Origin of the sequence: Polymorphospora sp. A560 (assembly GCF_045781765.1) — a bacterium.
In the GTDB taxonomy this organism is placed as follows: Bacteria; Actinomycetota; Actinomycetes; order Mycobacteriales; family Micromonosporaceae; genus Polymorphospora; species Polymorphospora lycopeni.
The window spans coordinates 660635-673370 of the sequence record NZ_CP122282.1 but is presented as its reverse complement, the minus strand read 5'-3'; the positions used below and the strand labels follow the sequence as shown (position 1 = coordinate 673370).

Below are 12736 nucleotides of genomic sequence, written 5' to 3'. Positions count from 1 at the left end.
CTCACCCCCCGGCCGGCCCGGTCCGGCCGGGACCGGCCGGGGCGGAGTCGAACACGACCGGGGCGTCGAAGGCCGCGCGGCGGGCGGCCCGGCGCAGGGCGGCCAGCACCGCCGGCCCGGCGAGCACGATCGCGACCACGTTGGTGATCGCCCGGCCGGTGTCCCAGCCGAACGTCGACGTGACCCCGGTGAAGACCGCGAACCGGTGCAGGTTCTCCAGCAGCGGCGCCCCGGCCACGTACGACAGTTGGGTGTCGATCCCGGTCGTGTACGGCCAGAACCACATGTTCATCAGGAAGCCGAACCCGTAAGCGGCGAGCAGGCCGTACCCGGCGAGCATGGCGATCTCGACCCTGCCGCGCGGACGGGCCGGCAGCAGTCCGGCGCCCAGCCCCACCCAGGCCGAGGCGAGCATCTGGAACGGCAGCCACGGCCCGACCCCGGCGGTCAGCAGCGCCGACGTGAACAGCGACGTACAGCCGAGCACAAAGCCGAAGCCCGGGCCGAAGACCCGGCCGGCGAGAACCAGCATGAAGAAGACCGTCTCGATGCCCGCGGTCCCGGCGCCGAGCGGGCGCAGCGCGGCGTTGATCGCCGACAGTACGCCGAGCATGGCGAGCCCCTTGGCGTCGATCCCGCCGGAGGAGAGTTCGGCGAGTACGACGGCGACCAGCACCGGCAGGATCACCACGAAGATCAGCGGAGCGTCGGCGGTGTGCGCGATCGCCTCGGGTCCGGGTGCGTGGAACAGCGGCCAGAAGAACATCGCCAGCCCGGCGGCCGACGCCAGGACCAGGACCAGCGCACTACGCGGCGCCACCCGGATCACCCTGGTACGGGGCACGACAGAAGGTGTCATGTCGGCCCCTCGCTTCGCTCGGCACCGCATGACCGGGGCCTGAGCCAACCGATTCCCTCGCTCCGCTCGGTCATGCCGGCACATCCTGTCCGGCGAGGCTGGCGGCGACCTGGGCGACGGTCAGCCAGGGCAGCGGGTCGAGGACCTTGGCGACCTGCGGCGCGAAGGCCGGTGACGCGACGACGACGTCCGGTGTCGGACCGTCGGCGACGATCTCCCCCTCGGCCATCACCACGACCCGGTCGGCGGCCGCCGCCACGAACTCGACGTCGTGGGTGGCGAAGACGACCGCCCGGCCGGCCTCGGCGAGTTCGCGTACGACGGCCGCGAAGTGCCGCTTCGCCGGATAGTCCAGCCCTCGGGTCGGCTCGTCGAGCAGCACCACCGGCGGCGCGGCGACCAGCTGCACGGCGAGTACGAGCGCCAGCCGCTGCCCCTCGGACAGGTCGCGGGGATGGCTGGCACCGGGCAGGCCGGGCACCAGCCGGTCGAGCAGGGCCCGGCAGGTGCCGGCCGGCGACCCCGACTCCTGGTCGGCCTGGGCGCACTCGGCGTCGACCGTGTCGAGGTAGAGCAGGTCGGCGGGGGTCTGCGGGACGAGGCCGACGAGGCGGCGGGCCTTCCCGGCGGACACCTGTTTCGGGTCGGTGCCGCCGACGTCGACCCGGCCGCCCTGGCGCGGGCCGGAGCCCTGCACCGCCCACAGCAGCGACGACTTGCCGGAGCCGTTGCGGCCCATCAGGGCGGTGATCTCGCCGGCCCGCAGGTCGAGGTCGACGCCACGTACGGCGTACACCTCGCCGTAGCGGACCACGATCCGGCGCGCGGTCAGGGCCACCGGGCCGGCGGCGGTGGTCCGGGATGGTGGTGGCGGTCGGTCGCGCAGCCGCTCACGCAGGGCGGGTGCCCGCCGACGGGCGTCGCGGACCGACAGCGGCAGCGGCTGCCAGCCGGCGAGCCGGCCCAGTTCGACCACCGGCGGGGCGACGTCGGCGGTGGCGAGAACGTCGGCGGGCGTACCGGAGACGACGGTGCCGTCGCCGGGCAGGTAGAGCATCCGGTCGGCGTACTGGACGACGCGTTCGAGCCGGTGTTCGGCGACGACGACGGTGACGCCGAGGTCGTGCACCAGCCGGGTGATCGCGGCGAGCACATCCTCGGCGGCGGTCGGGTCGAGGGCGGAGGTGGGCTCGTCGAGCACAAGGACCCGGGGCTGGGCGGTCAGCACCGCGCCGATCGCGACCCGCTGCTGCTGGCCGCCGGACAACGTCCGCAGTGGACGGTTGCGGAGTTCGGCGATGCCGAGCAGGTCGAGGGTCTCCTCCACCCGCTTGCGCATCACCGGCGGTGGTACGGCGAGCTGTTCCATGCCGTACGCGAGTTCCTCCTCGACGGTGTCGGTGGTGAACCCCGCGAGGGGGTCCTGGCCGACGACACCGACGAGGTGGGCGAACTCGCGGGGCGGGTGCTCGCGGGTGTCGAGGCCGGCGACGGTGACCCGGCCGGCGAGCCGACCGCCGGTGAAATGCGGCACGAGGCCGTTGACGGCCCGCAGCAGGGTCGACTTGCCGGCGCCGGTCCTGCCGGCGACCAGGCACAGCTCACCCTCCTCTATGGACAGGGTGACGGCGCGCAGCGCCGGGGCGGGCGCGTCGGCGTAGGTGACCGTGACGTCGGTGAACTGGATCGTCATACCCGCTCCCGTCCGGCGGCCACGCCGACCGGTGGCCGGCCAGCGGCCGTGCCGACCGGCGTGTCGGCCGGCGGTGGTGGCGCCAGCCAGGCCGGCAGTACGGCCACCAGCACCGCCGCCGCCGGCAGCGCGGAGATCTCCGGCCACGACAGCGGGCTCAGCGACGGGTACAGGTTGGCCGCGTCGACCCGGATGGTGGCGTAGAGGCCGCCGGCGGCGGCCAGCCCGCACAGCGCGACGGCCACCTCGGCCGGACGCCAGCGGTCCGGCCGGTAGACCGAGCGGACGACCCGCCGGCCGCCGAGCACGAATCCGCCGACGGCCAGGGCCAGCCCGGCACCGAGCATCGGCAGGCCGAGATAGCGCGGGGTGCTGGCGTCGAGCAGCCCGTAGACGCCGACACACACCCCGACCAGGCCGGCGACGACCAGGACGCCGGTGAGCAGCCGGAACCCCTGGGGTACGGCGCCCCGGCGGCCGTAGCCGCGGGAGTCCATCGCCGCCGCCAGGGCCAGTGACCGGTCGAGGGCGTCCTCCAGCACCGGGATGACGATGCCGCGCAGCGCCCGCAGGCCGCGCCCGGTGCCGCCGCGCAGCCGCCGGGCCCGGCGTACCCGCAGCACGCTCTCGACGAGTTGCGGGGCGACCGAGAGAGCGACGACGACGGCCGCGCCGACCTCGTACAGTGCGCCGGGCAGCGCCCGCAGCATCCGTTTCGGGTTGGCCAGGGCGTTCGCCGCGCCGAGGCAGATCAGCATGGTGGCCAGTCGCAGCCCGTCGTAGAAGCCGCCGAGCAGTTGCTCGACCGCGACCGGCCCGAAGAGCCGGATGCCGGCCGCCCACTCCGGTAGCGGGATCTGCGGCAGCGTGAACAGCACGGTGTCGCCCTGCCCGCCGCCGAAGACGACCCGGAAGAGCACCCGGGAGACGACGATGATGCCACCCAGCCACAGGTAGAGGCGGAAGCCGAGGGCCCACGGCGCGGTGCCGCGGCGGGCCGCGACGACGTACGCCGCGACCGCCAGGATCAGCGCCAGCAGCAGCGGGTTCGTCGTGCGGCTCGCCGCGACCGCGAGCCCCAGTGCCCACAGCCACCAGGCGCCGGGGTGCAGGTTTCGCGGCACTCGTACCGGGGCGGTCACCTCAGACCTGGTCCGGCGGTTCGGTGCCGGTCGCGGCCCGCCGGCGCCGGGCCGTCCACACCGCACCGCCGGCGAGTGCCACCAGCAGTACGCCGCCGGCCAGCGTCGCGAACGGCACTCCCCCGCCGTCGCCGGTCCGCGCGGCGGGCTCGGGCGGCAGCGCGAGATCCGTACCGGTCGGGGTCGGTGACGGACCCGGGTCGGTGGTGGCCGGTGCGGCGCCCGACGTCGGCCCGGCGGGTGTGGGCGGCGTGGTGGCCTGGGTGGTCGCGGGACCGGTCGGGGCGGCGGGCGGCGGCGCGGGTCGCGACGGGGCGGGCGCGCCGCCGGGCGGCGGATCGGCCGGGCGGCTGGCGGCCGGTGGCGGGGCGCCGGGCTGACCGCCCGGTGGCGGGCCGGCGGTGGTACGCGTCGGTGCCGGTGCCGCCGGCCGGCGGGGCGCCACGCGCGGCGGCGGGCTGCTGGACGAGGTCCGGTCCTTCGAGAACGACCAGCCCTCGAAGCTGCCCGATGGCGGGGTCCGGTTCAGCACCCCGAACTGGCTGTAGCTCCAGGTGCCACCGTTCGGCGCGTGCCAGTAGGACCAGTAGGCGCTGGCCGGTGGAGTGTCGATGCACGGTTCGCTCTGCGGGCCGGGCTTGCCCTCGATCCGGCAGATGAATCCCTCGCCCCACCGGGCGGTGCCGGTGATCTGGATGCCGGCGTTCTTCAACGCCGCCAGGCCGGTGGCCTGGTTGCCGGAGGCACACCTGATGATCGTGGCGCCGCCGAGTTCCCGGAAGTCGACGATCACCGTGACGCCGTTGGCGTCGGGGCAGTAGCCGGCGGTTCCGGCCGCGTAGGCGGGTGCGGGTGCGGTGGCGCCGGCAGCGGCGAGCACCAGCGCGGCCAGGGCCGCGCCGGCCGTCCGCAGCCCGACCCGGATCCCGGCCGCCGCCGGGTCGCGCCCGGCCGGTGTCGGCGGGAACCGGTCCGTCCGTGCGGTCACGCCCCCTCCCGGCGGCGCCGGCCGGCCACGACCAGCCCGGCCCCGGCGAGCATGACGACCGCGCCGAACGCGCCGATCGAGGTGACGTCGACGCCGGTCGTCGGCAGCCGTCCGCCACCGGACGGCGGTGGCGCCCAGGTCGTCGGCGCCGGGCTGGTCGGGCCGGTCGGCGACGGGGTGGCGGTACCGGTCGGGGTGGCGGTACCGGTCGGGGTGGCGGTACCGGTCGGGGTGGCGGTCGCGGTCGGGGACGGCGACGCGGTCGGGGAGGTCGTCGGGGACGCCGATCCGGTCGGGGTCGGGGTGGCCGTGGACGTCGGGGTCGGTTCGGTGCCGCCGGTCCCGATCTCGGCCAGCGACACCTTCGCCAGACCCAGCGCGGCCTGCCCGGTGGCCCGCCGCCACTGATCCGTCTCGTTCTCGGCGATGCCGCCCGAGATCGCGTCCGCGAGCGAGCCCGGGGTGTACGCGATCGCCCCGGCGTGCGCGGCCGCGGCCCCGCCACCGGCCGCCGTCAACTGCTGCGCGGCGACGAAGTCGGCGGCCCGGTCGGCCTCGGCGATGTGTCCGGCGGCGGCCAGCGCCTGGCCACCCAGGCCGGTGCTGTTGGTGTTGGAGTAATCGGTGCCCATCGAGCCCTGGAACGAGCCGTCGGCCTTCTGCTGGGTCAGCAGCCACCCGATGCCGGCGTCGGCGGCGGCCTTCGCGCCGGTGGCCCCTGCGGCGTCGGCCGCGAGCAGCGCCTGTACGGCCATCGCGGTCGTGTCGACGTCCTGGACCTGGCTGGCCACCGGCGCGCTGGTGCAGGCCGCGCCGTCGGTCGCCGGATTGAGCCGGAAGCCGCCGGCGACGCACTGCTGCTTGACGAGGAAGTCGACCGCCGGCTGCGGGGCACCGCCGGATCGGGCCAGGCCGAGCACCGCGAGGCTCTGCGCGAAGAGATTGCCGCCCTGCGTCGGCTGGTCGCCGTACCGGTCGAAGATCCAGCCCTGCACGGCTCCGGCGTCCGCGCCACGGATCAGGTCGAGGGTGCGGGCGCGCATGTCGTGGCTGCCGAACGAGGTCGGGTCCCGGCCGGCGACCACGGCGGCGACGAGAACCTTGGCCATCGAGCCGCTGATGAGGTAGTCGGGGGCCCAGTCGCCGCCGGTCGCGTACGAGTCGACGTTCGCCTCGACCGCGTCGGCGACCGCGTCGGCGGCGGCCGGCTCGGTGCCGGCGGCCTCCAGCGCGATCAGCGCGTCGATGGTCAGGCCCCAGTCGGTGCCGCCGAACGGACCCGCCAGGCGTCCGTCGGCCAGTTGGCCGGCCAGCCACCTGGCGGCGGCGGCGCTCTGCGCCGAATGCGGGTTGTCGGCGCGTACGGCGGCGGCCGGCGCGGGGGTGGGTGTTGTCGAAAGCGCGACGAGCAGCACCGCGCTCCCGGCGAGGGCCGGGGTGAGGGCCGCGAGAAGGCGACGGAGCATGGGACATGCCTTTCGGGAGCGGTGGTGAGCACCGCATCCCGGCCCGCAGGGGTCCGTCGATCCGGGCTCAACCTGTAGACCACGACAGTTGAGGCCGCTCGTCTCCGTGCGGGCATTCCGGCTCGTGGTGGAAGTCCACCACATACGGTTGCGGGTCAGCGCCGGCTTCACACCGGCTTCCCCCACGCGGAAACTCATTCAGTTGTGGGTAAGCCATTCTGGCTGGTAGCGAACCTTACGGTATCCAGCCACCCACGCCGCGTACATGAGGCACAGGTCACGACCTCGCATCGATGGCCACCGACGGTACGTCCGGTCCATGCGACCAGCGGTCCCGTCGGTGGCACCCGGTCGGACGATGGAGGACGGTGGCGCGCCGTTGCGACGATGTTGCCGAACGGGGTCGCGTCCGTCGGCAGATCTGGAGATCGGCAGTGAGCACTGATTCAGGCTGGAACGACTACCTGTCCACCGACACACCCGCCGTGGACGTCACACCGGTCGTCCCCACCGTCGAACCCGCCGCCGTGCCGGAACCCGCCGCGACGATCGTGCAAAGTGAACTGACCAGCGCCACCAGCGACCAGCAGTGGTCGGACTGGCACGCGGACAACAGCGCCTCGTGGGCCGACTCGGCGCAGAGCTACGTCGACTACGCCCAGCAGAGCGCCGCACAGGGCTACTTCGACGCCGCCGACAGCGCGATGGACACCGCCGCCAACCACGCCTCGATCGCCGGCGCCAACCTGGACACCTCGATCGACTACCAGACCGCGGCGAACACCCACGTCGAGACGGCCGCCACCGAACTGGCCCCGTACGACGCCGGCCTCGGCTCCGCCACGGAATGACCTGGGCGGAAGCCGGGGAGGCCAGCGCCGGCCCGGCTGCCGGCACGCCCGGCCTCGAACCGGGGCGGTTGGCCGCCGGGGCGGAGCGGCGGGTCGCCGTACCGCCCAGCGTCGCCCGTCAGCACCTGCTGCGCACCATCCGGGAACTGTCGTTCGAGCTGCGGACCGAGCAGCTCAGCGTGCTGGAGGCGGTGCGCGGCTCGAAGCTCGGCGGGGTCACGCTGGCACCGGGCAAGCTGCCGGTGAGCCTGCGGATCGGGCTGGAGGCGGCCGACACCGGCTGCCGCATCGTCGTCCTGCTCGCCGACCGCTGGCCCGGCAAGGTCGGCCGCAACTGGGGCGCGACCAGCGCGTACGTCGAACTCTTCGGCTCCGTGCTGGCCGCCGTCGACGGCGCGCTGACCCGGCTCGACCCGTCGGCGGCGGGCTCGTTCACCCCGTGGTGGCGCGACACCGGCACCGGCGACGTCGCCATCATGCAGAACGCCGCCAGCCACGCCGCCCAGGCACAGGCGGCCCTGTCGCGGCACACGTCGCGGCTGCTCGACGGTGGTTCGGCACCGCCCCGGGGGGCGTCGGTCAGCCGGTCCGGTGTGGACACCTTCGTCTTCGAGACGGCGGACGCGGTCGCCGAGGTGCCGACCGAACTGGCCGACGGCATGCTGATGGTGGGCACGCTGGTCACCAGCCGGCCCGGCGCGATGCCACCGGCACTCGTCGCACAGGTGCAGTCGCTGGTCTTCCGGGTCGAGGAACACCTCGCCGCCGACGGCCGGGCTTCGCTGTTTCCCGCCACCCCTGAGGATGTGCCGGTGGTGACCTTCCTGCACCAGCAGGCCCGGCTGCGTGGCCTGCTGCCGGTCCGCACGCTGCGGACCTGCACCACCTGCCGGCTGGAGAAGGTGACCAACCCCGAACTCGAACGGCTCCAGGAACGGACCCGACGCACCCGCGACCTGGCGACCGGCATCAGCGCGGTGGTGACCCCGTACGTCCTGGCCGGCCGGCTGGTGCAGTTGAACAGCAAGGGCCCGGAGTTCGCCTGCCCGCGCTGCCAGGGTCTGGACGCCGACGAGACCGTGGTGACGTACTGCCAGCGCTGCGGCGACCGGCGGGCCGAGACGGCACTACGCGCGTGCCCGAAGTGCCAGTTCGACTTCCGCTCGCTGCTGCCCGCCGAACAGGTGTGGCGGCCACGGACCGCCGGGCCGGACGTCGGCACCGGGCCGGCGGCGGTGGTGGCCGGACCGGCGGCGCCGCTGAAGGTTCCGGACGACTTCCCGCCGGCACACCCGCGCCCGCCGAAGGCGCCACGGCCGGCGCGCCCGGAAGTTCTCCCGCCTCCCTCCGGACCGCCGGCGACCTGAGCACGCCCGCCGTGCGAGGATCGGGCCGGCCGCTGGCGGCGGAGAGCCTCGCCGGTGCCGGCCGGCGCCGCCGGAAGCCGGCGACCGCGGCGAGCACGAAAGGTCAGCCGATGCCCACCGCCGACGAACTTCTCAACGCGACCGCCGTCGACGGGCTGGCGCGCTGCCTGCTCGACGTGGCACCGGGGCATCCGCTGCCGGCGTTGCGTCGCACGGCGGCGGCACTGGAGGGGCGGACGCTCAGCGAGCGGTGCCACGACGTACGCGACGCGCTGCTGACCGATCTGCCGGACGACTACGACGGGTTCGCGGCGGTCGTACGTGCCGCCCTGGAGCGGCCCGAATTCACCGGGTGGATGATCTGGCCGGTCACCGAGGCCGTCGCGCGGCGCGCGCTCGACGCCGGGCCGGCCGACCGTTTCGACGCCGGACTCGCCCTGCTCGCCGACCTGACCCCGCGGCTGACCGCCGAGTTCGCGGTCCGGTCGTTCCTCGCCGCCGACCTCGACCGCACGCTGGCCGTGGCACAGGAGTGGACCCGGCACCCGGACCCGCACGTGCGGCGCCTGGCCAGCGAGGGCACCCGCCCCTACCTGCCCTGGGCGCGGCGGGTGCGGGCGCTGTTCGACCGCCCGGCGGCCACCGCCACCGTGCTCGACGCGCTCTACCGCGACGATTCGGAGTACGTCCGCCGCTCGGTCGCCAACCATCTCAACGACCTGAGCCGCATCGATCCGGAGTTGGCCACGGCGACCGCGGCCCGCTGGCTCGATCAGGCGGACGAGCACACCGCGAAGGTGGTCCGGCACGGGCTGCGTACGCTGGTCAAGAAGGGTGATCCGGCGGCGCTCGGGCTGCTCGGGTTCGGTCCGGCGCCCGACATCGTCGTCACCGGACCGGTGCTCGGCGCGGCTGTGGTGGCGTCCGGCGGCGACCTGCTCTTCGAGGTCACGCTCGAGAACCGGGGGCCGGATCTCGCGGCGGTGGCGATCGACTACGTCGTCCACCACCGGCGGGCCAACGGGACGCTGAGCCCGAAGGTCTTCAAGCTCACCACGCGCCGTCTCGACGCCGGCGCCAGCCTGACGATCAGTCGGCGGCACTCGTTCGCGCCGATCAGCACCCGCACCTACCACCCGGGTGAGCACGCGGTCGAGGTCCAGGTGAACGGTGTGCGGCACGGGCTGCGCACCTTCCGGCTCGGCTCCCCCTGAGCGGCGGTGCGGGGTGGCGGCTGCCGCCCGGGGTACGGGCCCGGACGGCAGCGGGCCGGGTCAGCGCGGCTGGAAGGTCATGCAGTCGGCGAGGTCCTGGCCCGGCGCGACCCGAATCGACGGTGCCCGGCACTCGAGTTCGGCGTTGAACCGGCATTCGGCGCGCTTGCAGGCGCCGACCTGGGCGATCACCATGTCGAGCCCGCCCTTGGCCGAGGTGTCGATGAACGTGTCGCAACTGGCGGTCGTCTCGCCGATGGTGATGGCGAAGGCCCGGCATCCGTCATGGTTGTAGCCGCAGTCGGTTACCGTGCATTCCTGTACCCGCGGCATTTCCAGCATCTGTGTCATGACTACCTCCTCCGTTCGACCGTAAACCGGTACGGCACTTTCGGCACTTCGAACAGGAAAAGAGTTTGCCCAGCTCAGAGGAGCAGAGCCTTACCTAATACGCGCAGGTGAGGCTTTCCTTAATTCGACCGGCAACGTTCATTCCGGTACGGGCGGAACAGGCCTGGGCACAATTCCGCGGGGCCACGGATCCGTATTGCCGCGCGATGGTCCGGCCGGTCGGGTCAGGCGGTGACGTGTGGCCGTACCCAGGGTGCCGGCACGTCGTGGAAGGCCGCGTCGACCAGCAGCCGCTCCAGGTCACGCAGGAACCGCTCGGCCTGCTCGGGCGGCAGGTAGGCGGTGTTTGCGGTGAGCGTCAGACCGATGCCGCCCGGCTTGTCGACGACCTCCACCCGGGTCCGGTAGACGAAGCTGTCGTAGCTCTCGCCCCAGGAGAACGACGACCTCGACATCGCGGCACGGACCTCGTCCTCGCCGGTCTCCCGGCCGAACACGCTCGCGTCGGTGCTCAGCCGGATGTCGTTGAAATAGCAGTGCGCGCTCTCACCAGTATTGATCTTGTGACCGGCCGCCTCGTACGCCCGCAGCAGTTCCGCCTGCTCGTAGTAGGCCGAGCGGTACGCCTCGAGCGCCGCCGCCCACACCCGGGGCAGCAGTTTGGCGAAGTCCGGACGGTCGGCCAGGTCGACCACGATCATGCCGAGTTGGTTGAGCTTGGCGATCGCGGTGTCGTAACCGGGCAGCGAACGGTTGTTGACCATCATGAAGATGCCGACGGTGTCCCGGCCGGACCAGCCGGCGTGCACCGCGGCGATCGCCGTCAGCAGCACCGTCGAGGTGGTCACCCCGTGCCGGTTGGCGACCAGCCGTACGGCGGTGTCCGCCGCCGCCGAGACCAGGGTGCCCTGCCGGAACAGCGGGGTCAGCGGTGGCCCCAGCTCCGGCAGCGTCTCCTTGGGCAACTGGCCGAACCAGTCGACCCAGCGGGCGATGGCGCGTTGCGCCCGGCGCCGGTGGCGTTCCTCCTGCTCGCGCCGGGCGATGTCGACCGACTGGAGTCCGGGTGGCGCGGCGATGCTGCCCCGCAGCAGGAGCACCCGCAGGTCGCGCAGCACGATCTCGACGGCGCCGAAGTCGACGGTGGTGTGGCTGAAGACGAGGGCGACCTGACATACCCGGTCGCCGGCGACCACCAGTGCCACCCGTTGCGGCAGTTCCTCGGCGAGGTCGAACGCGGTCGAGGCGAGCCGGGTGGCCAGCGCCTGCGCGGTGGCGGTGCCGTCGTCGTCCGCCGGGCCGGCGTGCACCAGCAGCACCGGCTGCTCGCCGTGGCCCGACACGACCTGGAGCAGTTCCCCGTCGACGGTTCGCAGCCGGGTGCGCAGCGAGTTGTGCCGGCCGACGAGGGCACCGACGACCCGCAGCACGTCCGGCACGCCGGTCCGGGCCCGGCGCGGCACCGGGACCACCCGCGAGATGTTGACCATCGTCCGGTTCGGCGGATACATCTCGAACGCCCGCCACAGCATCCGCTGCCCCCAGGTGAAGGGTGCCGACGGGGGTTCCGTCCCGGTGAAGTCGGCGGCTGTCCACTTCTCGGCCACCGGCTCGACCGGCTGGACCGTACCTTCGAGCCCGGACACCCCGCACCTCCGCTGCGCATGATCCACTGTGGGCGATCGTGGCCACCGGCTACCGGCCGGGCCACTTCGACCAGTATCTGTTCCGGGCGGGGCTTCTAACTCCACGGGACAGCGCATTGCTCCGGCCGTTCGGCCGATCCACCGGCCGCCGCCCACTGTGCGGCGGGTCAGCCCGGCACCGGGTTTCGCCTGCGGGCGGCCCCGAAATCAGCGGGATAGACGATGCCGGATGCGGGCCGCGGCGGGCAGGATCCGGAGATGGACTCCTGGCTCACCACCGTCGGTCTGCCGATCGCGCTCGGCATCGTCATGCTCGGCCTCGGCCTCGGGCTCACCATCGGCGACTTCCGCCGGGTGGCGACCTATCCGAAACTGGTACTGATCGCCCTGGGCTGCCAGATCGTGCTGCTCCCGGCGTTGTGCTTCGGCCTGGTGATCGCGTTCGGCCTGCGGCCGGAGCTCGCGCTCGGCATGATGCTGCTCGCGGCGTCGCCCGGCGGGACCACCGCCAACCTCTACAGCCATCTCTTCGGCGGCCACGTCGCACTCAACGTGACGCTGACCGCCGTCAACTCGGTGCTCGCCGTCCTCACCCTGCCGGTGGTGGTCAACCTGTCGTCGGGATACTTCCTCGGCGACGGCGCCTCGATCGGGTTGCAGTTCGACAAGGTGGTGCAGGTCTTCGCGATCGTGCTCATTCCGGTGGCGATCGGCATGGCCCTGCGGTCGCGCTTCCCGGGCCTGGCCGACCGGCTGGCCCGGCCGGTGAAGATCTTCTCGGTCATCGTGCTGGTCGCGGTGGTCGTCGGCGCGATCGTCAACGAGCGGGACAACATCGCCGACTACTTCCTCGCGGTGGGGCTGATCGTGCTGGTGTTCAACGTGCTCAGCCTCGCCGTCGGATACGGGCTCCCCCGGCTGGCCGGGGTCGGCCGGCCGGAGTCGATCGCGGCCGGCATGGAGATCGGCATCCACAACAGCACCCTGGCGATCACCATCGCGGTCAGCCCGGCGCTGTTGAGCAGCACGACGATCGCGGTCCCGGCCGCCGTCTACGGCATCGTCATGTTCTTCACCGCCGCCGCCTTCGGCTATCTGGTCAGCCGGCGCCGCAGCACGGCGGAGACCCAGCCCGACCTCGACCCGACCCGCTGAGCCC

11 protein-coding genes and 1 riboswitch are annotated in these 12736 nt (G+C 73.5%); of the genes, 4 read left to right on the top strand and 7 right to left on the bottom strand.

Annotation, left to right across the window (positions count from 1 at the left end):
- Window position 1 precedes the first annotated feature (1 nt).
- The 5 genes from QCD66_RS03115 to QCD66_RS03095 form a co-directional block, all read right to left on the bottom strand.
- Window positions 2–859, bottom strand: a complete 858-nt coding sequence (locus QCD66_RS03115; RefSeq protein WP_375734414.1) for an ECF transporter S component — start codon at window positions 857–859, stop codon at window positions 2–4.
- 70 nt (window positions 860–929) lie between these two features.
- Window positions 930–2552: an ABC transporter ATP-binding protein gene (locus QCD66_RS03110; RefSeq protein ID WP_375734415.1), complete on the bottom strand. Its 1623-nt coding sequence runs from the start codon at window positions 2550–2552 to the stop codon at window positions 930–932.
- A complete protein-coding gene (locus QCD66_RS03105; protein WP_375734416.1) occupies window positions 2549–3694 on the bottom strand; it encodes a CbiQ family ECF transporter T component in 1146 nt (381 codons plus the stop codon). Before QCD66_RS03105 ends, QCD66_RS03110 begins: the two co-directional genes overlap by 4 nt.
- 1 nt (window position 3695) lies before the next feature.
- A complete protein-coding gene (locus tag QCD66_RS03100; RefSeq protein ID WP_407567231.1) occupies window positions 3696–4586 on the bottom strand; it encodes a hypothetical protein in 891 nt (296 codons plus the stop codon).
- Window positions 4587–4678: 92 nt separating this feature from the next.
- On the bottom strand, window positions 4679–6148 hold the full coding sequence (locus QCD66_RS03095) for an LPXTG cell wall anchor domain-containing protein (RefSeq protein ID WP_407566995.1): 1470 nt from the start codon (window positions 6146–6148) through the stop codon (window positions 4679–4681).
- An 89-nt stretch (window positions 6149–6237) separates the two neighbouring features.
- Window positions 6238–6361, bottom strand: a riboswitch (cobalamin riboswitch).
- Window positions 6362–6582: 221 nt separating this feature from the next.
- Between QCD66_RS03095 and QCD66_RS03090 the strand changes: the two genes are divergently transcribed.
- The 3 genes from QCD66_RS03090 to QCD66_RS03080 all read left to right on the top strand — a co-directional run bounded on the left by QCD66_RS03090 (window position 6583) and on the right by QCD66_RS03080 (window position 9580).
- Window positions 6583–6999, top strand: coding sequence for a hypothetical protein (locus QCD66_RS03090; protein ID WP_375733663.1), 417 nt, complete (start codon window positions 6583–6585; stop codon window positions 6997–6999).
- Window positions 6996–8366: a hypothetical protein gene (locus QCD66_RS03085; RefSeq protein WP_375733664.1), complete on the top strand. Its 1371-nt coding sequence runs from the start codon at window positions 6996–6998 to the stop codon at window positions 8364–8366. The genes QCD66_RS03090 and QCD66_RS03085 overlap by 4 nt, the downstream gene beginning before the upstream one ends.
- A 110-nt stretch (window positions 8367–8476) precedes the next feature.
- Window positions 8477–9580 carry a DNA alkylation repair protein gene (locus QCD66_RS03080; protein ID WP_364210526.1) on the top strand — a complete coding sequence of 368 codons (1104 nt, stop codon included), beginning with the start codon at window positions 8477–8479 and terminating at the stop codon, window positions 9578–9580.
- A gap of 60 nt (window positions 9581–9640) precedes the next feature.
- On the opposite strand, the gene QCD66_RS03075 is transcribed toward QCD66_RS03080, so the two are convergent.
- Together QCD66_RS03075 and QCD66_RS03070 are read right to left on the bottom strand one after the other, a co-directional pair.
- The gene (locus tag QCD66_RS03075) at window positions 9641–9931 is read right to left on the bottom strand and encodes a DUF1540 domain-containing protein (RefSeq protein ID WP_364210523.1); all 291 of its coding nucleotides are present in this window, start codon (window positions 9929–9931) and stop codon (window positions 9641–9643) included.
- A 224-nt stretch (window positions 9932–10155) separates the two neighbouring features.
- Window positions 10156–11577 carry a condensation domain-containing protein gene (locus QCD66_RS03070; protein WP_375733665.1) on the bottom strand — a complete coding sequence of 474 codons (1422 nt, stop codon included), beginning with the start codon at window positions 11575–11577 and terminating at the stop codon, window positions 10156–10158.
- A gap of 258 nt (window positions 11578–11835) precedes the next feature.
- Between QCD66_RS03070 and QCD66_RS03065 the strand changes: the two genes are divergently transcribed.
- Complete coding sequence (locus QCD66_RS03065) at window positions 11836–12732, top strand: bile acid:sodium symporter family protein (protein WP_375733705.1); 897 nt, start codon at window positions 11836–11838, stop codon at window positions 12730–12732.
- The last annotated feature ends 4 nt before the right edge of the window (window positions 12733–12736 follow it).

Coding starts and splice junctions, on each gene's coding strand:
- QCD66_RS03075 (WP_364210523.1), bottom strand. CDS start 9,931: ATGACACAGATGCTGGAAATGCCGCGGGTACAGGAATGCACGGTAACC.
- QCD66_RS03085 (WP_375733664.1), top strand. CDS start 6,996: ATGACCTGGGCGGAAGCCGGGGAGGCCAGCGCCGGCCCGGCTGCCGGC.
- QCD66_RS03110 (WP_375734415.1), bottom strand. CDS start 2,552: ATGACGATCCAGTTCACCGACGTCACGGTCACCTACGCCGACGCGCCC.
- QCD66_RS03095 (WP_407566995.1), bottom strand. CDS start 6,148: ATGCTCCGTCGCCTTCTCGCGGCCCTCACCCCGGCCCTCGCCGGGAGC.
- QCD66_RS03065 (WP_375733705.1), top strand. CDS start 11,836: ATGGACTCCTGGCTCACCACCGTCGGTCTGCCGATCGCGCTCGGCATC.
- QCD66_RS03115 (WP_375734414.1), bottom strand. CDS start 859: ATGACACCTTCTGTCGTGCCCCGTACCAGGGTGATCCGGGTGGCGCCG.
- QCD66_RS03080 (WP_364210526.1), top strand. CDS start 8,477: ATGCCCACCGCCGACGAACTTCTCAACGCGACCGCCGTCGACGGGCTG.